General features: G+C 58.6%; 25 protein-coding genes. 8 read left to right on the top strand and 17 right to left on the bottom strand.

Features of this window, described 5'->3' with window-relative positions:
- The first annotated feature begins 55 nt into the window (after positions 1 to 55).
- A complete protein-coding gene (locus ACTJJ7_RS17900) occupies positions 56 to 1,159 on the top strand; it encodes a porin (protein WP_440968350.1) in 1,104 nt (367 codons plus the stop codon).
- 141 nt (positions 1,160 to 1,300) lie between these two features.
- Here ACTJJ7_RS17900 and ACTJJ7_RS17895 read toward each other — a convergent pair whose 3' ends face one another.
- The 13 genes from ACTJJ7_RS17895 to ACTJJ7_RS17835 form a co-directional block, all read right to left on the bottom strand.
- Entirely contained in the window at positions 1,301 to 2,701 is a 1,401-nt protein-coding gene (locus tag ACTJJ7_RS17895; RefSeq protein ID WP_440968349.1) for an amino acid permease, read from the bottom strand.
- Between the two features lie 265 nt (positions 2,702 to 2,966).
- On the bottom strand, positions 2,967 to 5,120 hold the full coding sequence (locus tag ACTJJ7_RS17890) for a carboxy terminal-processing peptidase (protein ID WP_440968348.1): 2,154 nt from the start codon (positions 5,118 to 5,120) through the stop codon (positions 2,967 to 2,969).
- Positions 5,121 to 5,315: 195 nt separating this feature from the next.
- Positions 5,316 to 6,215: a ribokinase gene (locus ACTJJ7_RS17885; RefSeq protein WP_440968347.1), complete on the bottom strand. Its 900-nt coding sequence runs from the start codon at positions 6,213 to 6,215 to the stop codon at positions 5,316 to 5,318.
- 18 nt (positions 6,216 to 6,233) lie between these two features.
- Entirely contained in the window at positions 6,234 to 6,881 is a 648-nt protein-coding gene (locus ACTJJ7_RS17880; protein WP_105733327.1) for a TenA family protein, read from the bottom strand.
- Positions 6,882 to 6,885: 4 nt separating this feature from the next.
- The gene (locus ACTJJ7_RS17875; RefSeq protein WP_440968346.1) at positions 6,886 to 7,728 is read right to left on the bottom strand and encodes a BtpA/SgcQ family protein; all 843 of its coding nucleotides are present in this window, start codon (positions 7,726 to 7,728) and stop codon (positions 6,886 to 6,888) included.
- Positions 7,729 to 7,780: 52 nt separating this feature from the next.
- Positions 7,781 to 8,545, bottom strand: a complete 765-nt coding sequence (locus ACTJJ7_RS17870) for a glutamine amidotransferase (protein ID WP_105733326.1) — start codon at positions 8,543 to 8,545, stop codon at positions 7,781 to 7,783.
- 42 nt (positions 8,546 to 8,587) lie between these two features.
- A complete protein-coding gene (locus ACTJJ7_RS17865) occupies positions 8,588 to 9,610 on the bottom strand; it encodes a phosphotriesterase family protein (protein WP_440968389.1) in 1,023 nt (340 codons plus the stop codon).
- A gap of 50 nt (positions 9,611 to 9,660) precedes the next feature.
- Complete coding sequence (locus ACTJJ7_RS17860; protein ID WP_105733325.1) at positions 9,661 to 10,665, bottom strand: ABC transporter permease; 1,005 nt, start codon at positions 10,663 to 10,665, stop codon at positions 9,661 to 9,663.
- Positions 10,662 to 11,477, bottom strand: coding sequence for an ATP-binding cassette domain-containing protein (locus tag ACTJJ7_RS17855; protein ID WP_130271947.1), 816 nt, complete (start codon positions 11,475 to 11,477; stop codon positions 10,662 to 10,664). The genes ACTJJ7_RS17860 and ACTJJ7_RS17855 overlap by 4 nt, the downstream gene beginning before the upstream one ends.
- Positions 11,474 to 12,427 carry an ABC transporter substrate-binding protein gene (locus tag ACTJJ7_RS17850; protein WP_105733323.1) on the bottom strand — a complete coding sequence of 318 codons (954 nt, stop codon included), beginning with the start codon at positions 12,425 to 12,427 and terminating at the stop codon, positions 11,474 to 11,476. Before ACTJJ7_RS17850 ends, ACTJJ7_RS17855 begins: the two co-directional genes overlap by 4 nt.
- Before the next feature lie 39 nt (positions 12,428 to 12,466).
- Positions 12,467 to 13,489 (bottom strand): LacI family DNA-binding transcriptional regulator, encoded by a 1,023-nt coding sequence (locus ACTJJ7_RS17845; RefSeq protein WP_440968345.1) that lies wholly within the window; start codon positions 13,487 to 13,489, stop codon positions 12,467 to 12,469.
- A 186-nt stretch (positions 13,490 to 13,675) separates the two neighbouring features.
- Positions 13,676 to 14,173, bottom strand: coding sequence for a GAF domain-containing protein (locus ACTJJ7_RS17840; protein ID WP_440968344.1), 498 nt, complete (start codon positions 14,171 to 14,173; stop codon positions 13,676 to 13,678).
- Positions 14,174 to 14,266: 93 nt separating this feature from the next.
- Complete coding sequence (locus ACTJJ7_RS17835; protein WP_440968343.1) at positions 14,267 to 15,163, bottom strand: LysR family transcriptional regulator; 897 nt, start codon at positions 15,161 to 15,163, stop codon at positions 14,267 to 14,269.
- Positions 15,164 to 15,352: 189 nt separating this feature from the next.
- On the opposite strand from ACTJJ7_RS17835, the gene ACTJJ7_RS17830 reads away from it, so the two are divergent.
- Positions 15,353 to 16,129: a class I SAM-dependent methyltransferase gene (locus ACTJJ7_RS17830; protein ID WP_440968342.1), complete on the top strand. Its 777-nt coding sequence runs from the start codon at positions 15,353 to 15,355 to the stop codon at positions 16,127 to 16,129.
- 11 nt (positions 16,130 to 16,140) lie between these two features.
- Here the strand turns inward: ACTJJ7_RS17830 and ACTJJ7_RS17825 are convergent, their stop codons facing one another.
- The 4 genes from ACTJJ7_RS17825 to ACTJJ7_RS17810 all read right to left on the bottom strand — a co-directional run bounded on the left by ACTJJ7_RS17825 (position 16,141) and on the right by ACTJJ7_RS17810 (position 20,229).
- Positions 16,141 to 17,313: an ABC transporter permease gene (locus ACTJJ7_RS17825; RefSeq protein ID WP_105733845.1), complete on the bottom strand. Its 1,173-nt coding sequence runs from the start codon at positions 17,311 to 17,313 to the stop codon at positions 16,141 to 16,143.
- A gap of 195 nt (positions 17,314 to 17,508) precedes the next feature.
- Entirely contained in the window at positions 17,509 to 18,519 is a 1,011-nt protein-coding gene (locus tag ACTJJ7_RS17820; RefSeq protein WP_440968388.1) for an ABC transporter substrate-binding protein, read from the bottom strand.
- A 52-nt stretch (positions 18,520 to 18,571) separates the two neighbouring features.
- Positions 18,572 to 19,438: an ABC transporter permease gene (locus ACTJJ7_RS17815; RefSeq protein WP_105733317.1), complete on the bottom strand. Its 867-nt coding sequence runs from the start codon at positions 19,436 to 19,438 to the stop codon at positions 18,572 to 18,574.
- A 14-nt stretch (positions 19,439 to 19,452) separates the two neighbouring features.
- Positions 19,453 to 20,229 (bottom strand): ABC transporter ATP-binding protein, encoded by a 777-nt coding sequence (locus ACTJJ7_RS17810; RefSeq protein ID WP_105733316.1) that lies wholly within the window; start codon positions 20,227 to 20,229, stop codon positions 19,453 to 19,455.
- A gap of 115 nt (positions 20,230 to 20,344) precedes the next feature.
- Between ACTJJ7_RS17810 and ACTJJ7_RS17805 the strand changes: the two genes are divergently transcribed.
- The 6 genes from ACTJJ7_RS17805 to ACTJJ7_RS17780 all read left to right on the top strand — a co-directional run bounded on the left by ACTJJ7_RS17805 (position 20,345) and on the right by ACTJJ7_RS17780 (position 26,212).
- A complete protein-coding gene (locus ACTJJ7_RS17805; protein WP_105733315.1) occupies positions 20,345 to 21,010 on the top strand; it encodes a response regulator transcription factor in 666 nt (221 codons plus the stop codon).
- Complete coding sequence (locus ACTJJ7_RS17800) at positions 20,997 to 22,361, top strand: sensor histidine kinase (RefSeq protein ID WP_440968341.1); 1,365 nt, start codon at positions 20,997 to 20,999, stop codon at positions 22,359 to 22,361. The genes ACTJJ7_RS17805 and ACTJJ7_RS17800 overlap by 14 nt, the downstream gene beginning before the upstream one ends.
- 103 nt (positions 22,362 to 22,464) lie before the next feature.
- Complete coding sequence (locus ACTJJ7_RS17795) at positions 22,465 to 23,979, top strand: sensor histidine kinase (protein WP_440968340.1); 1,515 nt, start codon at positions 22,465 to 22,467, stop codon at positions 23,977 to 23,979.
- Positions 23,976 to 24,602 (top strand): response regulator transcription factor, encoded by a 627-nt coding sequence (locus ACTJJ7_RS17790; protein ID WP_105733312.1) that lies wholly within the window; start codon positions 23,976 to 23,978, stop codon positions 24,600 to 24,602. The genes ACTJJ7_RS17795 and ACTJJ7_RS17790 overlap by 4 nt, the downstream gene beginning before the upstream one ends.
- A gap of 82 nt (positions 24,603 to 24,684) precedes the next feature.
- Positions 24,685 to 25,221, top strand: a complete 537-nt coding sequence (locus tag ACTJJ7_RS17785; RefSeq protein WP_105733311.1) for a DUF1003 domain-containing protein — start codon at positions 24,685 to 24,687, stop codon at positions 25,219 to 25,221.
- Positions 25,222 to 25,276: 55 nt separating this feature from the next.
- The gene (locus tag ACTJJ7_RS17780; RefSeq protein ID WP_440968339.1) at positions 25,277 to 26,212 is read left to right on the top strand and encodes an alpha/beta hydrolase; all 936 of its coding nucleotides are present in this window, start codon (positions 25,277 to 25,279) and stop codon (positions 26,210 to 26,212) included.
- The last annotated feature ends 2 nt before the right edge of the window (positions 26,213 to 26,214 follow it).

Raw genomic sequence — 26,214 nt, 5'->3', positions numbered from 1 at the left:
TCGTTGCAAGGCAATACGGCTGAGCAACTTCTTCAATAGATTGTGGAGATCCCCCATGACGATCAAGAGCTTTCTACTCGGCTCGGCTGCAGCGCTCGTTGCAGTAACCGGCGCACGCGCTGCTGACGCAGTTGTCGTCGCCGAACCAGAAGCCGTTGAATATGTTCGCGTTTGCGATGCCTACGGCAAAGGCTTTTTCTACATTCCCGGCACCGAAACCTGCCTGAAAATCGGCGGCTATCTGCGCGCTGATGTCAAAGGCGGTGATGACGTCTATAAGGGCGGACACGTCAATCAGGGTTCCGATCCCGATGGCGATGGCACTTATGATTTTCTGACCCGCGCAACTGTCCGTTTCGATGCACGCAGCGAAACAGAACTCGGCACACTGCGCTCCTTCATTGAAACACGTTTCAACTACAGGAACGGTTCCAACGGTTCGTCCATTCCCCAGGCCTTTATCGAGCTCGGCGGTTTCCGTATCGGTACGGTCGATGAAATCTTCGGCACCTGGACAGGTGACGCCGGCAACGTCATCAACGACGACGTGATCAACTACCAGTCTGGCTACAGCAACCAGGTCAGCTACACGTTCAATGCCGGTAATGGCTTCTCCGCCATCATTGGCGCCGAACAGGGCCAGGTACAGACGGCCAGCTACTTCAACTACGACTACCGCATCGACGACTACATGCCGCATGTGCTGGCCGGTGCGAAGTACGAACAGTCCTGGGGCAAGATCTCCGGCATCGTCGGCTACGACTCCCGTGTCGAAGAATGGGCTGGCAAGCTGCGTCTGGACGTGAAGTTCACCGACACGGTGTCGGCATGGGTTATGGGCGGTTATCAGACCAATTATGACGATGCACCGCTCGGCCGCCGCAACTGGTTCGGCACCTGGGAAGGCGATTATGCCATCTGGGGCGGCCTGGCTGCCAAGGTTTCCGACAAGGCCACCATCAACGCACAGCTTGCCTATGAATCCGAAGGCACGCTGGCTGGCGCTTTGAACGTTGCCTATGAGATCGTTCCGGGCTTCACGATCACGCCCGAATTCAACTACACCAAGTTCGATGGCGCCCGTAAGGATTACTCGCTTGCCCATGGCGGCAACGACGATGCCTTCGGTGGTGCGATCCGCTTCCAGCGCAACTTCTAATACCCGATGCAAGAAATTTGGCGATGCTGACATTCAGCCAGCATCGCCAAGTGGCAAAGTTGATACGATCTCCAGTCAAATCCTTTGCACAGAACGGCGGGCCATACCGGTCCGCCGTTTTTCACGTCCGGCAACCTGCCATCAGCTGGCGGTCAGTACGGGCACCCGCTGCCGCCGCGTGAACTGATAGGCAATCGCCAGCAATCCGAACCAGATCGGGGCAACATAGAGCGCAACCCTGGTCGACGGGTCGAAACCCAGGAACACGGCCACCATCACCAGAAACGCCACGACCAGCCAATTGGCAACCGGCGCACCCGGCATGCGGAAATGCACGGCCTTGGCTTCCCCCTTGGCAACCGCACGGCGATATCCAAGATGGGCAATCATGATGATCGACCACGTCCACAGGCTGCCGACAAGCGAGATGCTGGTGATCCAGATAAAGGCCTGTTCGGGCACCACATAGTTGAGGACAACACCGATCGACATCACCGCCGTCGATGCGGTGATCCCCAGGAACGGAATATGATTGCGGTTGACGCGGCCGAACATGCGGGGCGCCTGACCGGCCCGGGCCAAGGTGAACAGCATGCGGCCATTGCTGAAAATACCGCTGTTGCAGGACGAGGCGGCCGCCGTGATGACGACGAAATTGATGACATCGGCAGCGATGCTCAGTCCGAGTTTGTCAAAAACGAAAACGAACGGACTGGTGTTGGGATCGAGCTGGTTCCACGGCAACAAAGCCATGATGACGGCCAGCGCGCCAAGATAGAAAATCAGGATTCGCCAGATGATGCCATTCGTGGCCCGCGGCAGCACCTGTTCAGGATTCTCGGCTTCTCCGGCCGTCACCCCGATCAGTTCCACACCCTGATAGGCAAACATCACCATCTGCAGGGCCAGCACCGCGCCCAAAACGCCAAACGGCAGGAAACCGCCATGTGACCACAGGTTCGAAAAACTGGCCTTCTGTCCAAGCTCCCCGATGCCGAAGACAATAACGGCAAGACCGCCGAGGATCAGCGCCACGATCGTTATCACCTTGACCAGCGCGAACCAGAATTCCAGTTCACCAAACAGCCGGACCGCAACGACGTTGACGATGTAGAGCGCTGCAAGCGTTATCATGGCGGGGATCCATTGCGGCACGTTCGGCAGCCAATAGTGAATGTAGACGCCGACAGCCGTGATTTCAGCCATGCCGATCACGACCCACATGAACCAGTACGACCAGCCTGTCGCAAAACCCGCAAACGGGCCGACATATTCCTCCGCATAGGTAGCGAAAGAGCCTGCAACCGGCTTGTGCAAAAGCAGTTCGCCCAGTGCGCGCATGATGAAGAAAACGGCTATGCCGCCGGCGGCATAGCTGAGCAGCAGCCCGGGGCCGGCCATGGAAATGGCCTTGCCTGATCCAAGGAACAAGCCCACGCCGACGGCGCCGCCAATGGCGATCATGTGTATGTGGCGGCTCTTGAGTTTGCGGGCGAGATCACCCTCTGCGGGCAAATCCTGTGATTGGCTCGACATAGTCATAGCGGTCCCTCCTCCTGGCTGATGTCATCAAGCAATCGTCGATGCGACTCTGAAGTCGGCGGGATATTACATGGATCGGATGAGACTGGAGCGGGGTGTAGGTCAATAATATTGACCTATTGAAACCTAACTTGATGAACACTTGTTCATTAAAAAAGCGCAGTGAATCCATGCAATATTTCATGGAAAATATCATCGGCAGTGCCATGCCGCCCCACCCGGCCTGACCGGGCGGAGCAGCATCGCAAAAACGGTGTCCGGCCGTTTACTTGCCGGTTGTATTGTTGGCCGGCTGCTGTGCGGCAAGTTTCGGAACGCCTGCCAGCAAATCCGCTTCATCGCCGAGAATATGGGCCGCCTCGTTCAACAGCACATCCTTGGCGCTCTTGCGGGCTTTCTCAATGGCGATATCAGCGCTCAGACTGCGCTCATTGGCCTGCAGGCCGTCATCCTGGGTCGTCGCGTCGGCTGAATCGTCATCGTCGCCCGTGCCTGTCCCGTCATTCACCTTCTCGCGCGACTTGACGCGGCTGGCCTGCGCCGCCATCTCATCGCGGCGTTCGGTTTCATTGAGCGAGATAACCCGCTTCTCCCGCTGCGCTTTCAGGTCGGCCATATCTTCCACGAAACGCTGGAAGTCCGGATCCTTTTGCACCCGCGCGTCATGCAGGTTCTGCAGTTGCGGCAGCAATGCCTTCACATCGCCGATCGGCGTATAATCAGCTGGTTTGACCTGCGCCCACGGCAAAGCATTGTCGTAGCTCGACTCGCCGAAACTCTTGGGATCGGAGAAGCCAGGCAGGGTGATATCCGGGGTGACGCCGCGCAACTGCGTCGTGCCGCCGTTTATCCGGAAGAACTGTGCAACCGTCATCTTCAGTTCGCCGAATTTCGGCTTGCTGTTGCGGGCGATCTGATCAAGGTTGACGACGGTCTGAACCGTGCCTTTGCCGAAACTGGGCTCACCGACGATGACACCCCGGCCGTAATCCTGTATCGCCGCCGCAAAAATCTCGGATGCGGATGCAGAACCGCGATTGATCAGGACGGCAAGCGGGCCGGTCCATGCCGGTGCGGGCAGATTGTCCTTCTCGACATTGACCTCGCCGCCGGCATTGCGCTCCTGTACGATTGGCCCCTTGCCGACGAACAGGCCTGTCAGGTCAATGGCCTCGGCCAGCGAACCGCCGCCATTGTTGCGCAGATCGATGAGAACGTTATCGATCTTGTCTTTTTTCAGTTCGGCCAGGAGCTTGGCCACGTCGCGGCTGGCGCTCCGGTAGTTCTTGTCACCCTTGCGGCGCGCTTCAAAATCCTCGTAGAAGGCCGGCAGCGTAATGACGCCGATCTTGCGCGTGGCATCACCATCCTTGATCGACAGAATGGTCTTCTTGGCGGCCTGCTTGTCGAGGCTGATCTTGTCACGCACGAGGCTGATCACCCGGTGCTTGCCGTCTGGACCGGCATCGGCGGGCAATATGTCCAGCCTGACAACGGAATCCTTTGCGCCGCGGATCATCTTGACGACTTCGTCGAGGCGCGTGCCGACCACTTCCTTTATTGGACCACGCTCGCCCTGACCCACACCGGTGATGCGATCGCCAACAGCCAGCTTGCCGGACAGCTGTGCGGGACCGCCCGCCATCAGCTCGCGAATGGTCGTGTAGTCTTCGCGCTCCTGCAGGACCGCGCCGATGCCCACCAGCGACAGCTTCATCGAGATATCGAATTCGGCTGATGCTGTTGCTCCGAAATAATCCGTATGCGGTTCGATGGACGTGGTGTAAGCATCCATGAAAATCTGGAACACATCGTCGCTCTTGTACTTGTAAGCGCGTTCCAGCGAGTTCTGATAGCGTTTGTCGAGCGTATCGCGAATGGCAGCGTCGGTCTTTCCGGCGAGCTTCAGGCGCAGCCAGTCATTCTTGACCCGCTTGCGCCAAAGCTCATCGCTCTCCGCTTCGGATTTCGGCCAGGGCTCCTTGTCCCGGACAAAGGGATAATCTTCCTTCACGCTGAAATCGAAATTCTGCTTGAGCAGCGAACGGGCATAGGTCAGACGGTCGACAACGCGCTGCTCATAAACGTTGAAAATGGAAAAAGGGATGCGCAGATCTTCCTTGTTGATCGCGTCATCGATCTTCGTGCTGTCGCCCATGAACTCGTCGATATCAGTCTGGACGAAGAGGAACCTGTCGGGATCAAGCGCCTTGAGAAACCGGTCCATGATCTTGGCGGACAGGGCATCGTCCAGCGGAACAGGCTTGTAATGATAGCGCGACAGAAACTCTGCGCTCAAGCGGGCGGCCTGCGCCTGCTGCTGCAGCGGTGCCAGAACCGGCGGTGAACTTGCGTCCAGTGCGTAAGCCGGAGGCGCAAACGCCAGAAACACACTGAGCAAACCATATTGTATACGCATTAAAGCTTCGATCCGATTTCAACGTTTCAGTTTCGCTGTTTAATGTTGGTGGAACAATTATGGTTTTTTGGCAACCAGACAGCAGATTATTCATGCCGTCATCCCGATAAATTCTGTTTCAGCCCGCAGGTGCAGCCAAATTATCCGCCGCAAAACGAGCGCTGACAATTCACAACGGCTTGAAGCTGCCGATTCTCAAGGCAGTGCCAGCAAGGCCTCCAGCTCCGGAGAGGTCGGAAAAGCAGATTGGGTCCCCCGTCTGGATACGGTTATGGCGGCAGCCCGCACGGCATGCTCGATTGCCAGCCTGTCCAGACGGCAGTTGCGCCGGGCCGATGATGCAAGAGCCACGGACATGAACGTATCTCCGGCCCCGGTCGTGTCAACCACGATGGCGGGATGGGCCGGAACGGCGATGGTCCCCCGCTGGTTCGCAAGAATTGCGCCTTCGCGCCCCAGTGTCAGCACGACATCCCGGAGACCGCGTTCCAGAAGATGGCTCGCTGCAGCATTCCCCGTGGCTCCGGTCAAAGCCGCGGCTTCACCCTGGTTGAGAAATACGATGTCCACCAGTGCCCAGAGATCCGCGAAATAGGGGCGCAAAGGCGACGGGTTGAATGCAGTCACCATCTGAAGTCCCCTGGCCTGCCTGAGGATTTCACGCGTCGCCTGATGCGACAGGTTTCCCTGCAGGATCGCCAGATCGCCCGGTCGAGCGGCGGAGAGTTTTGCGGCAACGGCAGATGAGCTGAGGTTCTGTGCGGACTCGGTTGTCGTGACAATCGCATTTTCGCCGTCGGGCAACCGGAAGATGATGGAGGTATCACTCGACTTTCCATCCAGTTCGACCAGCTCCGTCGTGAGCGGCTCATCCAGCAAGCGCTGGCGGATCACGGCCGCGCGCGCATCATTTCCGACCGGCGCGACCAATGTCGTTGGCAGCCCGCACCGGGCCATGACGACAGCCTGGTTCGTTCCCTTCCCGCCCAGATCGTGCGCTCCAACTTCGCCGAGGATAGAGGCCCCGGACGCCGGCAGTGAATCCACGATTATTGTTTCATCGATGGTGACATTGCCGATTACATAGGCGCGCATTGGCAGACCTTTTGAAGGTTAGAGATATGGCGCGTCATGAAAATCGATTTCGAGCTGCATGGCATGGCCGAATATACTGCTGAGCCGGACACGTCCCTGCTCGGAAAGACCTGGCCCCGCCAGATCAAGCTGATGCTTCAGCCACAATGCCTGTTCGGCAAACCCCTGGCTTACATGCAGATCAACCCACTCCTTGAGAAGCGGATCACTGATGCGATGCATCGAAGCCTCCTTTGACCAGGTCCAGTACATCCATTCCGCCGCAAACATCGCGGCAATGATGTCGAGAAACCCGCCCTCGGCAGCAATGCAGAGCATCCCCGACCGGAAGGCCTCAACCGCTGGAATCGTAACGTCGAATGCGGCGGGATCGATGGCCCGGCGCGCGAAGGTGCGCTCGAAATAGACAATCTGCTCATTGGCGAGCGCATCCAGCACCGCGATGAGCCAGCGCTTCTGCTCCATGGTTTGCGCCGTCGCCGCTGCATAGGCAAAGATCGAAATCGCCGTGTCGACAAAAGCGCCTTCATAGACGAGGTAGCGATCGAAGGCGTCCTTGCTCAGCGCGTCGTGCTTTATGTCCCTGACGAAACGGTGGTCCAGCATCGTCTGCAGGACCGCCGCATTTTCCCGCAGGATACGGTCGGAGAGGCTTTCGCTTTCCATGCCCTCAGCGCTCCAGCGCCGGTTCTGCGGCGGCACGGAACGCCTTGACCCGCTCAACGTCCACGGGGTTCCACCAGACACCGCCCTGCTTCAGCGAGGATGCCACGATGACGCCGTTGGTCCGCTTGAGTATTTCGACGATGTTGTCGCGGTTGACACCTGATCCAACCAGAAGCGGCAGATGCGTTGCCGAGCCGATTTCCTCGATCTCTTCAATTGTTGCGACGTTGCCCGTGCGCTGCCCCGTAGCGATGACACCGTCGGCATCAAAGAACGCAAGATCACGCGTCAATTCTTCGATCGTCCGGTCTGCAACGATGGCGTGGCTGCCGTGCTTGACGTGGCTGTCGGCAAAGACCTTGATGTGCTCGGCGCGCAGCATCGACCGGTAGCGCATCGCCTCAGCCGCCCTGCCCTCCATGAAGCCTTCATTCGCCACATAGGCATTGGCCCACTGATTGACCCGAATGAACTTGGCGCCGCCGGCCATGGCAATGGCAAAAGCCGGAATGGGCGCATTGGCAAGCACATTGATCCCGAGCGGGATGCCGATGGCCCGGGCAATGCGATCCGTGACAACGGACATGAATCCGGTTGTTTCGGGCCCGATATCATCGGGCTTGCAAAAGGGGATATCGCCATGGTTTTCAATGACCAGTCCGTGCAATCCTCCTTCCACGCAGGCCTCGGCGTCCCGCATGCAGGCATCATAGATCGCATCCATGTCAGCCCCCTTGTAACGGGGGGCCCCGGGGAATGCCGGACAATGGATCATTCCAATGAGCACCTTGTTGGTGCCGAATATCTCCTGCACCGCGTTGGAGCTACGATCCGATATTTCCTGCATGTCGTTCCCTTTCATAGGTTTTGAGATAGCGGCTTGCGCGCTTCGAAAAAAATCAGCGCGTCAGCCAGGCCAGAATATTTTTCCAGAGTTTGCCGTAGCCTTCCCATTCGCAGAAGGCCGGGGACAACCAATGCGGCCCGATATCGGAGGTCCAGACGGCCGTGTTGCCCTTGCCATAACGCCCGAGAACCAGCAGCGGATGACCGCCCTGATCGTCCGGCAGCGTCGCAACCACTTCGACATCCGCTCCGTCACGAATTTCAACCTCATTGACCCCGAGAAGCACCGGCCATTCGCCGCCAAGACCGGCCATGACGGGATGGTCCGGCATGAGGATCTTCGCCGTCGTGCCTTCAGGAATTTCAACGCGGTCATCATAGGGAAGGCAGGTCACTGGCAGTACGTCTTCCACGGGCGTCCGCCGCCAGCGCGCCTTGCCGTCGATGCCCTGGAACGAGAAGTACCCGCCGACCATCAGCAGCGCCCCGCCCTTTTCCACCCAGGCCTTGATCAGCTTCAACCGGTTGGGGACGGTGCGCGAATGCAGCCACACCTCTGGCGGCAGCAGCAGGGAGTTTGCGCCGATATCCGACAGGATGATGACGTCATAGACATCCAGCCCTGCCATCTCATAGGGGAATTTATCGACCGCTTCATGCGCCGTCATATAGGTCAGCTCGAATGCACTGCCCGCGAGCGCTTTGACCAGCGGCTCTGCGCCCAGGTGAAACGTTACACTGCCGAACTGATCGAAACCTTTGTAGTGCGTGGCCGAACTGACCCAGCTTTCACCGACGAGAAGGACTTTCTTTGTCATGGGATCACCAAACTTTCATAAATGTCAAAATAGGGGTTAGCGTCAGGCACCAGCCTGAAAAACAGCGCGCGGATTGGCCCGCATCATCTGGTCGAGGGCCGTTTCGTCGAGGCCATGCCGCTTGAGGCGCGGCAGGAAATGGCGCAGCACATAGGCATAGCCATTGCCGCCATAGCGGGTCAGCATCATCTTCAGAAACACATCGTGCGACAGCAGAACCCGGTCGAGATAACCGGCCTCGGCCAGGCGTACGATGGCGCGGGCGGCTTCTTCATCGCTTGGGCATTGCACCTGCTGATCCGCATAGAAGAAATCCATGCCGATCATGTCATATTCAATGAACGCACCGCGGGCGGCGAGTTCACTCTGATAGCTGAAATCGTCATGGGATGGGTTCATGTGGCAAAGAACTGTATGCCCTACATCGGCCCCCTCCTGTGCCACGACGTCGAGCACGCGGTGACCGAGCCGGAACCAGCCAGGCAAATGCACCATGAGGGGAAGACCCGTCCGCACCTGCGCCTGAGCCGCACCGCGCAACGACTTCTCCTCTTCGGCAGTGAAATCCGACGAAACGCCGATTTCGCCGATGAGCCCGATTTTGACGTCGGTGCCATCGACACCCTCCACCGACTCCCGCACGATCTCGTTGGCGATATCGCCAACGGTCATATCAGCGACTTCGGCCGGATGGGAGGAACCGAGATAATAGCCGGCCCCCATCACCACATTGAGACCCGCGGCTTTGGCGATACGCCGGAGAGCCAGCGGATTGCGGCCTATGCCCCGGCATGTCGGCTCCACCACGGTCTGACCGCCGGCATTGGCAAAGGCGCGCAGCTCCGAAATCGCCAGCGGTTCGTCATCGAGCGTGATGTTGTGCTTGTTGACGAAAGGGTCCTGCTTGAGTTCGCCCAATATTTCCATGCAGACGAAGCCACCGGCGAGGTACTGCCGTTCCGGCGTCTTCGGCGCATGCCACCAGCAGCGGCAATCGTTGAGGATGTGCTCATGCATCAACGTGATGCCGAGCGCTTCCGCTGCGATGGGGCCATTGACCGTCATCACCTTGCCGGAACGGATATGGGCTTCTGACAGATCGTGGCTCACGGCGCTCACCTCTTCCTGCCGCTGCCAAAGCGGAAGTTTGCCGTGAATATCCGTGTGTTCAGCCAGATAGCGATCAGGATGATCGCACCGGTGACGATCTGCGTGAAGAATGGCGAGATGTGCATCAGGATCAGCCCGTTGCCGATCACCGCGATGGTCAGCGTGCCGAGAACCGTTCCAAGGATGGTGCCGCGCCCACCCATCAGCGATGTGCCGCCGAGAACGACAGCCGCGATCACCTGCAGTTCGAAACCGACAGCCGCATTGGACGATCCGGACCCCAGTCGTGCCGCGATCAGCAAACCGGCCACGGCGCAGGCCACGCCGGAAATGAGATAGACCGAAGCGATGATCCACTTGGCAGGCATGCCGACCCGGCGGGCGGCTTCCGCGTTGGAACCGACCGCCACAACCTGACGGCCATATTTGGTCGATGTTATCGCCACGTAGCCCAGAACGGCAACGACGGCGGCGATGATGGCCGGAACGGGGACACCGCCAATCACGCCGCGACCCAGCGCAAAGAAACCCGGCGCATCCTGAATGGGGATCGAATAGCCCTGCGTCAGGTAGAGCGCAAATCCCCGCAGGATGGAAAGACCGGCAAGTGTAACGATGAAGGCTGGAATGCCCTGATAGGCGATGAACCAGCCCTGAACGAAACCAAGGCCGCCGCCGAGCACAATCATTGCAACCACGACCAATGGCCAGGGATATCCCATCGCCATGACGACAGCCGCAACCGCATTGATAAGGGCGACTTGCGAGCCCACCGACAAATCGATGCCGCCGGTGATGATGACGAAGGTCATGGTGATCGCAACAATTAGCAGCGGAGCCGCCTGCCGCACGATATTGAGAATATTGCCAAGGGTCAGGAACGTATCGCTGCCGATCGAGAAAAACACCATGCAGGCGATGAAAAACACAGCGATCGACAGAACCTGCGCGTGCTCGCCGAAAAAGTCAGCAAGGCGCGATCCGTGACCGCGTTCGGTATAGACGGTCATTGCTTCGCTCCTTCGCCAACGATCAGTTTGACAAGATCCTCAAGATTGGTGCCGCCGATCTGGCGTTCTGCAACCTTCGTGCCCTCATACATCACGGCAATCCGGTCGCAGACGCGAAAAAGATCCTGAAGGCGGTGCGTGATGAGGATGACCGAGACGCCATTGGCCTTGACGCGATTGATCAGGGAGAGAACCGCTTCAACTTCGGCCACGGCGAGCGCCGATGTCGGCTCGTCCATGATCAGGACGTTCGGCTTGAACGACGCTGCACGGGCAATCGCGATGGCCTGCCGCTGGCCGCCGGAGAGATGGGCAACCTTGCTGGTCAATTTGGGAATACGGATTTCCAGCGCGTCCAGCATTTTGCGCGCTTCGGCCAGCATTGCCTTGCTGTCAAGGAACATGCCCTTGCTAAGCTCGCGGCCAAGAAAGAGATTGCCGACCACGTCGATCTCGTCGCAAAGGCTCAGATCCTGGAAGACCATTTCGATATGCCGGCTGCGCGCGTCGCCAGGGCCGGTGAGATGAATGTCCTCGCCCTCGATGGACATGGTGCCGCCGTCCGGAATGTAGGTGCCGGAAATGATCTTTGTCAGCGTCGACTTGCCCGCGGCATTGTCACCGACAAGGCCAAGGCATTCGCCGGGATAAATATCGAGATCAACTCCACGCAGTGCCTGGTGCGAGCCGAATGATTTGCGTATGCCGCGCAGGGAAATACGCGGGGTGGAATGTGCGTCGCCGATGTGTCCGGAGGGAATACCCCCTCCGGAACCGGTGGCAGCAGATCTTTGCTGACCGACCTCGATCATTTGAACACGGCCCTGTATGGATCAACATTCGCCTTGGTGACGATGGTGACGGGAACGGCGATGTTTTTCTCGACGGTCTGGCCAGCCGCAACCTTCTGCAAGGCATTCACGGCGGCGGCACCCATTGCCGACGGGTCCTGCTGGATAACTGCAGCGACAAATCCGGCATCAATGCCGGCAATGGCTTCAGCAGTCAGATCCCAGCCGAATACCTTGATGGTGCCCTGCTTGCCCTGGCTTTGCACGGCGGCGATGGCGCCCATCAGGGCAGGCTCGCCGGTTGCATAGATCGCTGTCAGGTCCGGATTGCCGGTAATCAGGTTCTCGGCTGCCGCGAGCGCATTGTCCTGCACATTCTGGCCGTCAACGACACCGGCAATCACAACGCCGTCAGCACCCTTGATCGTCTTTTCAAAGCCTTCCTGCCGGACATTCTGAATATAGGAGTTCAGCGCGCCGACAACACCGATCTTGGCCTTGCCGCCCATATTGGCTTTGACGTAATCAAGGAAGAACTTGCCCATATCGGCACCCGCCTTGGCGTTATCGACGCCGATCTGGGCTTTCTGCGGACCTTCGGGAAGGATCGCGTCGATGGCGACAACCGGAATACCCGCATCGGCGGCCTGCTTGACGGCGGGCATCAGGCCGTTGACGTCAATGGCGACGACCGCAAGACCCGATACCTTTTCCTGAATATAGGTCTCAACGGCACTGTTCTGCGCCGTCGGTTCATTGTTGGAATTGAAAATAACCAGCTTGACGCCGGCGGCGTCCGCGGCCTTCTGCGCGCCCTGATTCATCTGGTTGAAGAAAAGCGCCTGCTGGTTGATCTGCACCAGCGCGATCGTCTTCTTTTCCTGTGCGATTGCTGTCGATGCGCTGGCGCAGCTCAATGCCGTGAAGCCAGCCAATGCAATCAATGTTCTCCTGCTCAAATTCAAAGTCATGTTCTCATCCTCTGTTGGTTTTCTTACCGTTCCATCTTGTTATTTCGCCGGCGGGGCAACGGAGTTCCGCACGACGATTTCGACCGGCAGCAGCTCTTCCGAAGCGGAAGGCTTCCACTCCTGCCAGTTTGTTTCCAGAAGCAGTTCAAGCGCCCGGCGCCCGAGCTGGCGGACCGGCTGACGAATGACGGTCAGCGGCGGCGCAAAGAGATGCAGCGGCCCGACATCGTCGAAACCGATGATCGAAACATCGCCGGGAACCGACACATTGCGATCCTTGAAAACCTCAATCAGGCCGATGGCAATTTCGTCGGAGCTGGCAAAAATGGCGGTTGCTGCGTGCTGCTCTTCCAGATAGCGGATGGCGGCCTGCCGTCCATAATCGATGGTGTATTCACCGGCGTACCGGTCAACCTTCGCCGTATCGCCATGCTGTCCGCGCAGCGCGCGCATCAGGCCATCGAAACGGCGGCGCGCACTGATCATGCGCTCGTCGCCGCCGATGAACAGAACATGGCTGTGCCCCTGTTGCGCAAGGTGCAGACCGGCGAGATAACCGCCGTGATCATTGTCGCAGAACAGTTTTGGCGCTTTCGAACCCGGAACGTCTTCATCGACGATGATGACCTTGCCCGAGCGGTTGATAAGGCCCGCAAGCGCACCGTCATCCGGGTGGTTGGTGATGAAGATGAGCCCGTCAACATGATTGCGCTCGATCAGTTGCAGATACTCGATTTCACGCCCAGCCCGGTTGAGTGTCGCATGCAGCGAGACCGCCAGCTTGCGCTCGTCCGCTGCCTGCTCGACGGCAGCAACCAGGGTTGAAAAGAACGGATTGGCAATTTCGGGAACCACCAGACCGATAGTGTCCGAGCGGCCCATGCTCAAACGCCGCGCATGCGGGTTGGGAATGTAGTTCAGCGATTTGATCGCATCCTCGATGCGCTTCTTGGTGTGGTAGGGCAGATCAAGACTGCCATTGACCAGCCGGGAAACGGTGGTCACGGAAACACCGGCAGCAGCAGCGACGTCTTTCAGACTGGGCGTTGTCTTCTTGATCACAAGCGCTTTCCCCATTTGTAAAGCGGTTTAGTAAATCGCTTTACAAGACAACTGCACTTCGCGGTTCTTGTCAACCGGGATTCAGAACCGACCGCAAGAACCTGTGAGATTCCCGGTCAGAGCCGATCCAAAAATCGAAAAATATGGAATTTTAACAAGATGTTGGTCGATGCGAAAAATTATCGCTCAATCGTCCCAATTGCACGCGGCCACATAGATTGTGGCGAGTTTTTCCATGCCGAACTGATCGATGCTGTCAAACCGGCCGGGTATCGGACTGTCCAGATCAAGAACACCCAGGATGCGTCCATCATGGAAAAGCGGCACGACAAGCTCCGAACGGGATGCGGCATCGCAGGCGATATGTCCGGGAAAGGCGTGGACATCTTCGACGAGAATCGAGGTTCCCTGCACAACCGCTGTTCCGCAGACACCATTGCCGACAGCAATACGCACACAGGCCGGCTTGCCCTGAAAGGGGCCGACAACAAGTTCGTCATCGGAATAGAGAAAATAGAATCCGGCCCAATTGAGATCGGGCACCATCTGGAAGATCAGGGCCGAGGTATTGGCAGCATTGGCAATGGCATCGTTTTCACCAGCGAGAAGGCCGCTCAACTGATCGCAGAGTTCGCGATAGAACTCGCCCTTATCTGTGTGATCCATCGTCTTTGCCGCAAACATCGGATGCCTATCCTTTTCGTGCCAACCATCGTGGCTGCAATCCGCCGCCTCGCATGGGAGAACGGCTACCCAGACAGAGATACAGCGCGAATCTCACCTCTGCAACAGCACCGCTTCCGAGGCGGCGGCGAAGGCCTGCGCTTCCATGGCGAGCCACGCACAGAAGAGTGATGATTTGCGATGACGGCGCGCCCGGCGCAACGCGACATAATCCTGCCCGCTGCCGATGAAGCGATGTGGCGCGACGAGACGGCCGGCTCTTATATCGTCCGCAACGAACGGCCAGGGCGCGATGCAGACACCAAGGCCGCCCATCGCCGCTTCCAGCATGAAATAGAAATGCTCATATTCCCTGCCCGGTGCATGGCCTATGGCTATGCCTGACCGCGCGCACCAGTCCGGCCACGCATGCAGACGCGTCTTCGAATGCAGCAGCGCAATGCCGGCAAAACCCGCTGATGCCATGGGTGCGAGCGATGATGCCAGAACCGGGCCGATCTGCTCACTGAAAAGCGGAATGACATCTGCCGCTTCCGGCCACGGATCCGATCCAACACGGATTGCCACATCAAACCCGTCACGGGAGAAATCAACCGCTTTGCTTGAGGAGGTCAGACGAACGTCGATATCAGGATGTGCCGCCTGAAACCGGTACAGGCGCGGGATGAGCCACCGCATCGTGAATGTGCCGGGACAAGAGACGTCAAGCGGCCCGTCTTCCGTATCCGCCACCAACCGCACGGCAAGGTCGATCTGGTCGAAAGCCGGGACAAGTCCCGACAGCAGCCGCGTTCCGGCGTCGGTGAGACGAAGAGCATTTTTCGGCCCCTCGAACAGCGGAACGCCCAACACATCCTCCAGATGCTGGACCTGACGGCTGATCGCACTGTGCGTCACATTGAGTTCGTCGGCGGCCAGTGTCATGCGCCCATGCCGACCGGCTGCCTCGAACGCACGCAGCGCCGTCAGGGAGGGAATTTTACGAGCCATGTGCGTTTTCCGAACAATACTTGTTCAATCATATCGCTTTTCAGCAAGGCTTCAACAGTGTTTTCTCCACACAAACCTGCAGATTCTCTGAACATGGGTACACGACCTCGGGACTAACCGCCGCCGGGCCCGTCGGGCGCCATGTGACTAAACCTGCAACTGCAATCCCCTGATCGAGGAGACATGATCGTGCTGAACAGACATAAGGACGGCAGTGCCGGCGATGCCAATTACGGCGTGATCGGCACAGGCTACACACAATACCGCCAACCGGACCCGCACATTGCGGAATTCATTCGTGCGGCCCTTGGTGATGCGCGGACTGTTCTCAATGTCGGTGCCGGTGCAGGATCGTATGAACCCGTCGACCGGGAAGTAACAGCCCTTGAGCCCTCCGCATCCATGCGCGCGCAACGGCCGCCTCATCTGCCTGTTGCCGTCGACGGCGTTGCTGAAAACCTGCCGTTCCCGGACCAGAGCTTCGATGCGAGCATGGCAACCTTCACCGTGCACCAGTGGCCCGACCTTGCCGCTGGTCTGGCGGAAATGCGCCGGGTGACGCGTGGCGTCATCCTGATCCTGTCCTGTGATCCCGATGAACTGCACCGGTCATGGCTTGCCGAATACGCGCCGGAAATGATTGCGGTCGAAGCGCGGCGCTATCCCTCGATGCGGTCGATCCGGGACGGGCTTGGCGGCAGGGCTGAGATCATCCCTGTCCCGATACCGCTCAACTGCATCGACGGCTTTGGCGAAGCCTATTACGGACGCCCCGAACGCCTGCTGGAAAAAGGTGCGCGGCTGGCCAATTCGGCCTGGAGCTTTGTCGACCCGTCTGTCGCGGAACGGTTTGTCGACAGACTGGGCGACGATCTCGACACGGGCGTCTGGGACGCCATGTATGGAAGCCTGCGCAAGCAACCCTTTTTTGAGGGGTCCCTGCGGCTCATCATCAGCCGCAGGTAAACCGGCGGGTCTCAGAAATTGATCGAAGCATAGAAGATGGCAAAGACGCCATCGAGGACGATGACGATGAAGATCGATTTGACCACCGACGCTGTCACGCGCAGACCCAGCGACTCCGCGCTTCCGCCAACCTTCATTCCTTCAACCGCGGCAATGGTACCGATGATCATGGCCATGAAAGGGGCCTTGATCAGGCCGGCGAGGAAATACTGGACCGTGATGGCATCGCGCAGATTGGCGACATAGATGCCGGGCGATACGTCCGAATAGAGCCAGAGGGCGACGGCACCGCCCGCAAGCCCGGCGAAATCCGCGATAATTGTCAGAAGCGGCAACGAAATGCTCAGCGCAACCAGGCGGGGGAACACCAGAACGCTGATCGGGTTGAGACCGATGACGTGCAGGGCGTCGACTTCCTCGCGCATTTTCATCGACCCGAGTTCCGCGGTGATGGCGCTTCCCGAACGGCCCGCGATCATGATCGCCGTCAACAGGACGCCGGTCTCGCGCAGGACCAGCACGCCGACGAGATTCACCGCGTAAGTTTCTGCGCCATAGGTGCTCAGCATGTAGGCACCCTGCTGCGCGACAATGGCACCCATGATGAATGAAATCAGCACGACAACCGGGATTGCCCCGACACCCAGCCGGTCGATCTGGTGGAAGAATGCCGGATACCGGATCGGGCTTCCCTTGCCGCCGCGCATCTGGGACCCGGTGACTACCGCACCCAGCACGTGCATGGATTTGATAAAATCATCGCCGAAATTGACCACTGTCCGGCCAATTGTATCGAGAATCTGAATTCCAAGATTCGGCTTATGCAGCGGCGGGTTTGCATCTGCCTGAGCAGATGCGGTTTTCCCGACGGCGTCAAAAAGCGTTTCCCAATGCTGTTTGAGCCCCCGTATCTCGACCTGCTTGCCGGCGGTTTCCAGCGCAACGCGCATGCGGTCGACGAGCCAGGCACCCGCCGTATCCAGCGCGTCGACACCGGACAGATCGATGACGGCGGTGGAGAAATCCTTCCGGTGCTCGATCTTGCGCATTTGCGCGTTCACACGCCCGACATAGCGTGTAACCCAGGAGCCGGCCAGGACAACCATGGCCTGACCATCTTCAGTGTTGAAGCTGACATTGAGCGGCTGGCCTGACGTGCCGTGTTCGTGTGTCGCATCAACCATGGCCGCAATACTTTCGCTTTGTGAAGTCGCTGCTTTATCCCCCGGCTGGTCGATTCTGGCAAGCAAAACCCAAAACATAGATCCTGCCGGTCATCACGTTTCCGCCACCAGCGGCGTCAAAAAGCCGGCCGTTATCGCTGATAACAACCGGCTCTTGTTGGTCAACTTGGCGGGTCGGTGAAAGACAGCCCTGCCTTAACTCCCGCTGCGCGCATGGAGCTGCGGAATGAACAGGTCGGTCCAGCTTGCAGGCTTGACCTTGATCGTACCGGCCAAATGCATGAACTCGGCGAACTGCATGACACCATTCGGCGTCGTCGAGAATTGCGAATCCTTGTCGTTCAGCATCTCGAGGACCTCGTCGACGGACACTTTCACCTTCGAACTCTTGGCGAAAATCTCCGCGGCGGCTTGCTTGTTGCCAGCAATGAAAGCATTAGCCTCATCCAGCGCCGCCAGGAACGCTTCTGTGGTTTTCGGGTTGGCATCGACGAACTTCTTCGGCGCAAAGGTCACATCAAGCGTGATGTTGCCGATGACATCAACGGAATTGACTACCCGGTGAATCTTCGGGTCTTTCAACTCGAGATAGGAGAACGGCGGTGAGGTGAAGTGGGCGGTGATCTCGGTCTGGCCGCTTGTTACCGCAGCCAGGGCTTCTGGATGCGGCAGACTGACCGTCAGCGGGTCGAGCTTGGCATAGTTCTCGCGTCCGAATTCATGCGCCGCCATCATCTGCAGGACAACCGCCGACAGCGAAGTCTTGATTCCCGGCAGGGCAATTTTGTCCTTGGGTGTCAGATCTTTCAGCGTCTTGACCTCGGGATTGTTCGAATTCAGCCACAGCGACGTTGCGCTGAGACCGCTGATGCCGACAACTTCGACATTCGGAATGCCCTTGGCCTTGGCCCAGAGGGTGACAAAGCCCGGCGCGCCGGTTCCGGCAAAATCGAGCGAACCGGCCATCATCGCATCGTTGATGACGTTGCCGCCATCCAGCATCAGCCAAGTCACCTTGACGTCGCCAAGACCGGCTTTGGCCGCCTGCTTTTCCATCAGTTTCTGGTTTTCCATGACGATCAGCGGCAGATAGAGAATGCCGTATCCCTTGGAAATCCGCACTTCGCTGACTTCGGCGCGGGCAGCACCCGTTGCGCCTGCCAATCCAAGGCCAATGCCGAGCACGGCGGCACAGAGCTGCTTCATCATTTTCATCGTAGTCCTCCCTTGATACATACCGGTTCCCGGCGGTTTAAACTCAAGCCTGCATTCCCCAGCGGCGAATGGTTTTCTTTTCAATCGTGGCAAAGATCAGGTTCTCGACGGCAAGGCCGATCAAGATAACCGTAAACAGGCCTGCAAAGACATTGGCGGTTTCCAGCTGGTTGCGGTTCTCGAAGATGAACCAGCCGAGACCGCCGGAACCGGACGATACGCCGAACACCAGTTCGGCGGCGATCAGCGTACGCCATGCAAAGGCCCAGCCGACTTTCAAACCCGTCAGAATGGATGGAAAGGCAGCCGGTATCAGGATATGGCGGACGAGCTTGAGACCGCGCAGGCCGTAATTCAGGCCGACCATCCGCATCGTGTTGGAAACGGACCGGAAACCGGCATGGGTGTTCAAGGCGATGGCCCACAGCACCGAGTGCACCAGCACGAAGATCACGCTCCCCTGCCCCAGACCGAACCAGATCAGCGCCAGCGGCAGCAATGCAATGGCCGGGAGCGGATTGAACATGGAGGTCAGTGTTTCCAGCAGATCGGCACCAATGCGCGATCCAATGGCGAGCGTGGTCAAGAGCGCGGCCAGCACGATGCCGATGCCATAGCCGATGAGCAGCGTTTTGATGGATGCGAGTGCTCTGGCCGGAATGGTGCCGTCAGCAATATTGGCAGCGAAAGCCGTCACCGTCTCGGAAAAACTCGGGAACAGCAGCGGGTTGCCAAGCCAGCGCCCGTAAATCTCCCAGGCCGCAGCGAGAACGAACAGGATAAAAGCTTTTCGCACCGCACCGATGCGATAGATGCGTTCGAAAGCGGAGAGCGTCTTCTCGACCTGCAGGAAATCCTTCTTGCCGTCGCCGCGCACAATCTCCGGACGTGTGTAGAGAACTTCAGTCATCGAATCTTCCAATCTCAACTGGCGAACAACATGTCGTTGATGCGGGTTTCGAGTGCCGCCTGCGTACCGGTGCCAAGCTCGCTGGGCGGTATGCTGTTCAGTTCGGCTTTCACCTGGCCCGGGTGGGGCGAAAGCAGCAGAATGCGGGTGCCGATGCGGATGGCCTCCTCGATAGAGTGGGTCACGAACAGGACGGTGAAATGTGTGTCGTCCCAGAGTTGCAGCAATTCATCCTGCATCTTGCGGCGCGTCAGTGCGTCGAGCGCTGCAAACGGCTCATCCATGAGAAGCACATCCGGTTCCATGGCCATGCCGCGCGCAATAGCCACACGCTGCTTCATGCCGCCAGACAGCATATGGGGATAGCTGTCGATGAATTTCGTCAGACCGACCTTGTCGATATAGCTGCGGGCACGTTCGCGTGCCTCTGCCGGCTTTGCCCGCCCGCTGGCAGTGAGGGCGAAGACGACATTCTCGCCAACCGTTTTCCACGGCAGGAGCTGGTCGAATTCCTGAAAGACCATCATCCGGTCAGGACCGGGTTCGGTGACTTCCTTGCCCTTGAGCGTGATCTGCCCTTCAGTCGGCGTGAGATAACCGCCGATGGCCTTGAGCAAGGTCGACTTGCCGCAGCCCGATGGCCCGAGCAGTACAAAGCGGTCGGATTGAAAAACCTGAAAATCGACGCGATGCGTGGCAGTCACCAGCGCATCTTCCGTCTTGTATTGCAGTGTGACGCCCTCGACGCTCAATAATGCGCCGCGAGCATCAAAGGACTGATGCAAAGTCATACTTCCTCCCAATGCGTCGTCTCTTTTGCACAACGCCGTAACGTTGACAAAACTCCCACCTCGACTGTACTTGCGGTAACTGACACATACCTGACTCACGTTTCGGGGGCACGATTTGCGCATTCTTGTCGTGGAAGACATGCCCGATATCGCCAAGGCGATTGCCCAGCGCTTTGAAAAGATCGGCCATGCCGTTGATTGCGAAACCGATGGCCGTACGGCCAGCGAAGTGCTGCAGGTGCAGGATTATGATCTTATCATCCTCGACATGATGCTGCCCGGCGCCGATGGTTTCGAGATTCTCAAAGGACTGCGCGGCCGCAAGGACAAGACGCCTGTCCTGGTCCTGACGGCGCGCTCGGCGGTCGATGACCGCGTCGACGTCCTTGATCTTGGTGCTGACGATTATCTGACCAAGCCGTTCGATTTTCGCGAGCTGGAAGCACGCGCCCGTGCGCTGCTGCGCCGGAGCGCCGGGATGTCCGACAATGCCCTGCGCTTCGGCGACCTCGTCATTGATCGCGCCGGGCGCACGGCTAGCGTTGCCGGTACCGCTCTTGATCTTACTCGGCGTGAATTGATCGTTCTCGAGATTTTGGCAGCCCGGCCCAAGCGCTTCGTCTCCAAGGAAGAACTGGTGGAGCAGCTTTTCAACTTCGACCAGGAGCCGAGCGCCAATGCCGTCGAGCAATATGTGACGCGGTTGCGGCGCAAGCTCGCGGACACTTCGATCGAAATTCGCACCTCGCGCGGGCTGGGCTATCAACTTGCAAGCAAATGATATCCGCTACTCCCTGCACATCCGGATTATCGTCTTCATTGCGCTCATTCTGGGTGTCGGCGCCATCGTCCTTGCGCTTGCTGCCTGGCAATATGCCGGCATTGCCGCGCGCGATGCCTATGACAAGCTTTTGATCGGCGGGACAATACAGGTTGCGGAAAACGTCTACATACAGGGCGGAGTTGTAACCCTCGACCCGCCAGCGGCCGCGTTTGCGACACTGTCGGCTTATGATCTCGTTTTTTACCGGGTAACCGATCCCCGCGGTGTCGTTGTCGCCGGCTATGGCGATCTTGCACCGAAAATTTCGACGGAAAGCATTCGCAAAGGCGTGGTCCTTGCCGACGACACCTATCAGGGGCAGCAGGTCCGCGTTGCGGCAATCGGCAAGCAGATTGATACCGGCTCCGGCAACGGCTGGGTGGAAATCGTCGTGGCACAAACCTTACGGGCGCGGGAATCCCTCGCCTGGGATCTTGCCGGCAAGGCTGTCGGCATGATCGCCATCATGAGCCTCCTCGCCCTGATCGCCGGCGCCATTTCCGTCCGTATTGCATTGAAGCCGCTGACGCGCATCGAACGGGAAATCGCAGCGCGCAAACCCGACGACCTGCGCGCCATACAGGTTACGCCGCCCTATGAAATCCGCGCATTGGTTAGCGTTCTTGATGACTTCATGCGCCGGCTTGCCGATCGCATAGCGCTGATGCAGCGCTTTATCGCCGACGCAGCCCACCAGATGCGTACCCCTCTGGCCGAACTCAATGCACAGGTGGAAATACTCTCAAACGACGCCGGCCCGGGACTGCAGGAACAGATTCAGAAATTGGGCACAAAAGTGAACGCGCTCGGCAATCTCACCGGTCAGCTTTTAGACCATGCCATGGTCATTCATCGCGCCGGCACCGTTGGCTTTACGCCGATCGATCTGAACGCACTGGCGAAAACCACGCTGGCTCAAGCCGTCCCGCTGTCACTGGAACGGGAAGTGACGATCGCATTTTTGCCCTCCCCGGCAGAGCCTCATATCCAGGGCGATATGATCAGCATCCGCGAGGCGCTGACCAATCTGATCCAGAATGCTCTGACCCACGGCGCATCGACGCGCCTTTCTGTCGAGCTGGGCCGCGATGAGAACAAGGCATGGATCAGCGTGCTTGATGACGGCCCCGGCATTTCAAGCGCCGAACAGGCGCGGCTGCTTGAACCCTTCGAGGTCGGCTCGGGTTCGGCATCGGGTTCGGGTTTGGGCCTCGCCATTGCGGCGGAGGTTGCCAAGGCGCATGGCGGAGAGCTCACTTTTCCCGTTGTCGAGAACGGCTTCTGCGTGCGGCTGGCGTTGCCGTTGTGACGGTTGACTGTCCCTGGCATGTCGCCGGCTGACAATATTTCTCGCTCATTGTGCCATTGATCTGCTAATGCCGGTTCACATGATCTCTCGTTCGGGGAACAGCATGTCACGATTTTCGCCGTTTGTTGCAATGTTCATTGCCGTCGCGATATTCGCTCTCGACACGCTGACGACCTTTGATATGGCCATCGCCGTGCTCTACGTCACGGTCGTGCTGCTCGCTCTTTCCTTCGCCACCAAGAAGAACCTGCTTGCCATTGGCGCCGGTTGCATGGGGCTGACGCTGCTGAGCTTTGCTGTTTCCCATGGCGAGGATCCCACGTCTGATGCCACGGCACGCTGTTTTGTCAGCCTGTCCGCCATCGGGATTACGACGTTCCTCGCCTACCAGGTCAAAACGGGAATCGCGATCCTGCGCGAAAGCGAGCAGCGCTACCGCACAATCTTTCTGGCAACCGGCGTTGCCATACTTGAAATGGATTTCACCCTGGTGAAGGCAGCCGTCCATCAGCTGAAAAGCCAAGGCTTTGCCGACATCCGCGCCGTCGCAGCGAAGGATCCCAGCTTCGCCAGCAAGGCGATCGCAATGATGAAGCTGACAAAGGTGAACAATACCGCTCTGACAACATTCAGCGCAAAGGACTTCAATACGCTCAAAGCTGCCTTGCCGACGCTGATCGGCGAGGACATGGAGGGCGCCATCTGGGCTCTGCTCGAAGCCATATGGGATGGGCGTCCAGTCTACGAATCCGAAACCATGATGAACGATGTGAATGGTGACCGTATCGCCATTCTTTACAATGTGGCCATGCCTGCCGATCGTCCTCTGCTCGATACCGTCCTGGTCAGTATCGTGGATGTTACGGCCCGGCGCCAAGCGGAGAACGAACTGCATGCAGCCCACACCGAACTCGCCCACGTGACACGCATAGCAACGCTTGGCGAATTGACCGTCTCCATAGCCCATGAAGTCAATCAGCCGCTTGCCGCCATTGTCACCAATGGCGGAGCAGGTTTGCGATGGCTCAAACGCAGCGCGCCAGACCTCGGCGAGGTGGAGACTGCGATGCAGCGTATGATCGCCGATGCTGGCCGGGCCAGCGAAGTCATCAAGCGCCTGCGGACGCTCTCGAGCAAGACGACACCCCAGGCCGCCCCCGTCAATCTCAGTGAGATTGCTGCGGAAAGCATCGCCCTTGTCCAGCGCGAAATCACGAGCCACAAGATCAGTCTTCGCACCGAACTGGCGCGAAAATTGCCCCTCGTTATCGGCGACCGGATACAACTGCAGCAGGTAATCATCAACCTGATCCTCAATGCCATACAGGCAATGGCCGATCCTGCCGTTGCAACACGGACACTGCTGATCGCAACCAGAAGAGCAGGCGACGCCGTCCAATTGAACGTGAGAGATAGCGGCACCGGATTCGCCGCGACGAAAGCCGCGCATTTATTCGATGCATTTTATACAACCAAGGCTGATGGCATGGGCATGGGGCTCTCCATTTGCCGGTCGATTGTCACGGCGCACGGAGGCCGGATCAGCGCGCATTCGGAGCCTGGCAACGGGGCCAGTTTCGAGTTCACGATTCCATTGCAAGAGGAACCAGTGTCATGACCGGGACCCCGTCTCCGTTGGTGTTTGTCGTCGATGACGACGTCTCCCTGCGTGAAGCGCTTGGCAGCCTGTTCCGTTCCGTCGGCATGCAGGTCGAGCTGTTCGGTTCGCCGGCCGAATTTCTGGCGCGCGGCCCGGCAACTTGCGAAAGCTGTCTGGTGCTCGACATACGTTTGCCCGGTGTCAGCGGGTTGGATTTCCAGACCCAGCTGGCAAAACGCGGCAACACCATACCCATTGTCTTCATGACCGGCCACGGCGACGTTCCTATGTCCGTACGTGCCATGAAAGCCGGAGCGCTGGATTTCCTCATGAAGCCGTTTCGCGATCAGGACATGCTTGATGCGGTATCGAATGCCTTGGCGCTGGACCGGGAGCGCCGTGCGGCCGAAAGCGAACTGTCCACTTTGCGGGCGCGCTACGACAGCCTGACAGCGCGGGAGCGTGAGGTTATCGCCCTGGTCACCACCGGGCTGATGAACAAGCAGATTGCCGGACAACTCGGGGTCAGCGAAATCACCGTCAAAATCCACCGGGGGCACCTGATGGAAAAAATGGGGGTGAGGACATTGGCTGAACTGGTCAAAATCTACCAAATGCTTCGTCCCGAACGCGGCATCTAACGGGTGAAGCGGATCGGGCGCTGCATTGCCTGAAAGGCGTTTGTTAGGCACTGTTTCCAGATGAGTCACAGGGAATGAAGCGATGACACACACGGACACTGAACACAGGGGGCTTTGGGAAACCGAACGGGCGCTGCTGCATCATTTACGCACGCTCCGCCGGCGAGACAGAAGCCTCAAGCCCGAGGAAATAGGCGACAGGCTGACCAGCGGCCAGAGAATTGCCGATCAGGTAGCTGCGACGATGGGATCATGGTCATTCATCATCATCCAGACCACGATCCTGTTCTTCTGGATCATATTGAACGTGACGGCCTATATCCAGCATTGGGACCCCTATCCGTTCATTCTCCTTAATCTCGCCCTCTCCTTCCAGGCGGCCTATGCGGCGCCCTTCATCATGATGAGTCAGAACCGGCAGCAGGATATTGACCGGAAGGAAGCTGAGCATGATTACCGCATCAACATCAAAGCTGAACTGGAAATCGAATTGCTGCATGAGAAGATGGAACTGCTTCACCAGAAGATCGATCTTCTCAGGGACAAGGAAGTCCTGGCTTTGACCGAGTCGATCCAGAGGCTTTGCGACCAGGGACAAACACCAACGGCTCAACCGTGAATTGCAGGGATGATAAAATCTGCCGCTGCGGGGCAAACAGGTAAGGAAGCGAATGATGGTGACCCGTCGAACGGTATTGGCTGCAATCGGTATCGCCGCATATCCGGCAAAACTCTTTGCCAGCACCGCCGACACGATAATTCCGCTCTGGCCCGCAACGCCGCCCGGTGGGGGCGGACCGGCAGGGCCGGTCAATGAAAGCGCGCGCGGGGCGATCAGCAATATCGGCGTTCCATCGATGGAGGTTTTCCAGCCGGAAAAACCCAATGGCGCGGCCGTTCTCGTCGCGGCGGGGGGCGGCTACAAGCGCATTGAAATGAAGAAGGAGGCCCTTTCGGCGGCCCGCTGGCTGACCGGCCGGGGCTTTACCGTCTTCACCCTGACATACAGGCTCCCCGGAGAAGGATGGCATGCGGGACCGCTTGCGCCCTTGCAGGACGCGCAACGCGCATTGCGTTTGATCCGCCAGAACGCTGGCCGCTTCCAGGTCGATCCGGAACGCCTTGGCGTCCTTGGATTTTCTGCGGGCGGGCATCTGCTTGGAATGGCTTCCGTCCGCTCGGCTTTTCCGTCCTACGAGCGGATCGATGCGGTGGACAGCCTGTCTGCCCGGCCGTCGTTTTCAGCACTGATCTACCCCATCATTACGCTGGAGCCGCCCTATGACCACACGTCGACACGGCGCATCCTGATTGGCACGCATCCAAGCCCGGAACGTAGTGCGGAATGGTCGGTTCAAACCCATGTTCGCGACGGCTGCCCTGCCATGTTTCTGGTTCAGGCGCAGGATGACCCCATTTCCGACCCGGCGAATACCCGCATCATGGCAGACGCCTGCAAACGGGCAGGCATACCTGTGGAACTGCATCAACTGGCCAGCGGCGGTCACGGTTTTGGCATGGGCGAGAAGGATACGCCGACCGGTCTGTGGCCGGATTATTTTTCCGCCTGGCTGGCACCCTTCACGTCAGCGGCACCAGCGCGCCGCTGACG

Origin of the sequence: Phyllobacterium sp. 22229 (genome assembly GCF_052056495.1) — a bacterium.
GTDB classification, from domain to species: domain Bacteria; phylum Pseudomonadota; class Alphaproteobacteria; order Rhizobiales; family Rhizobiaceae; genus Phyllobacterium; species Phyllobacterium myrsinacearum.
This window is presented reverse-complemented; position numbering and strand designations above follow the sequence as displayed.

Coding starts and splice junctions, on each gene's coding strand:
- ACTJJ7_RS17900 (WP_440968350.1), top strand. CDS start 56: ATGACGATCAAGAGCTTTCTACTCGGCTCGGCTGCAGCGCTCGTTGCA.
- ACTJJ7_RS17895 (WP_440968349.1), bottom strand. CDS start 2,701: ATGACTATGTCGAGCCAATCACAGGATTTGCCCGCAGAGGGTGATCTC.
- ACTJJ7_RS17890 (WP_440968348.1), bottom strand. CDS start 5,120: ATGCGTATACAATATGGTTTGCTCAGTGTGTTTCTGGCGTTTGCGCCT.
- ACTJJ7_RS17885 (WP_440968347.1), bottom strand. CDS start 6,215: ATGCGCGCCTATGTAATCGGCAATGTCACCATCGATGAAACAATAATC.
- ACTJJ7_RS17880 (WP_105733327.1), bottom strand. CDS start 6,881: ATGGAAAGCGAAAGCCTCTCCGACCGTATCCTGCGGGAAAATGCGGCG.
- ACTJJ7_RS17875 (WP_440968346.1), bottom strand. CDS start 7,728: ATGCAGGAAATATCGGATCGTAGCTCCAACGCGGTGCAGGAGATATTC.
- ACTJJ7_RS17870 (WP_105733326.1), bottom strand. CDS start 8,545: ATGACAAAGAAAGTCCTTCTCGTCGGTGAAAGCTGGGTCAGTTCGGCC.
- ACTJJ7_RS17865 (WP_440968389.1), bottom strand. CDS start 9,610: ATGACGGTCAATGGCCCCATCGCAGCGGAAGCGCTCGGCATCACGTTG.
- ACTJJ7_RS17860 (WP_105733325.1), bottom strand. CDS start 10,665: ATGACCGTCTATACCGAACGCGGTCACGGATCGCGCCTTGCTGACTTT.
- ACTJJ7_RS17855 (WP_130271947.1), bottom strand. CDS start 11,477: ATGATCGAGGTCGGTCAGCAAAGATCTGCTGCCACCGGTTCCGGAGGG.
- ACTJJ7_RS17850 (WP_105733323.1), bottom strand. CDS start 12,427: ATGACTTTGAATTTGAGCAGGAGAACATTGATTGCATTGGCTGGCTTC.
- ACTJJ7_RS17840 (WP_440968344.1), bottom strand. CDS start 14,173: ATGTTTGCGGCAAAGACGATGGATCACACAGATAAGGGCGAGTTCTAT.
- ACTJJ7_RS17835 (WP_440968343.1), bottom strand. CDS start 15,163: ATGGCTCGTAAAATTCCCTCCCTGACGGCGCTGCGTGCGTTCGAGGCA.
- ACTJJ7_RS17825 (WP_105733845.1), bottom strand. CDS start 17,313: ATGGTTGATGCGACACACGAACACGGCACGTCAGGCCAGCCGCTCAAT.
- ACTJJ7_RS17820 (WP_440968388.1), bottom strand. CDS start 18,519: ATGAAGCAGCTCTGTGCCGCCGTGCTCGGCATTGGCCTTGGATTGGCA.
- ACTJJ7_RS17815 (WP_105733317.1), bottom strand. CDS start 19,438: ATGACTGAAGTTCTCTACACACGTCCGGAGATTGTGCGCGGCGACGGC.
- ACTJJ7_RS17810 (WP_105733316.1), bottom strand. CDS start 20,229: ATGACTTTGCATCAGTCCTTTGATGCTCGCGGCGCATTATTGAGCGTC.
- ACTJJ7_RS17795 (WP_440968340.1), top strand. CDS start 22,465: ATGTCACGATTTTCGCCGTTTGTTGCAATGTTCATTGCCGTCGCGATA.
- ACTJJ7_RS17790 (WP_105733312.1), top strand. CDS start 23,976: ATGACCGGGACCCCGTCTCCGTTGGTGTTTGTCGTCGATGACGACGTC.
- ACTJJ7_RS17785 (WP_105733311.1), top strand. CDS start 24,685: ATGACACACACGGACACTGAACACAGGGGGCTTTGGGAAACCGAACGG.
- ACTJJ7_RS17780 (WP_440968339.1), top strand. CDS start 25,277: ATGGTGACCCGTCGAACGGTATTGGCTGCAATCGGTATCGCCGCATAT.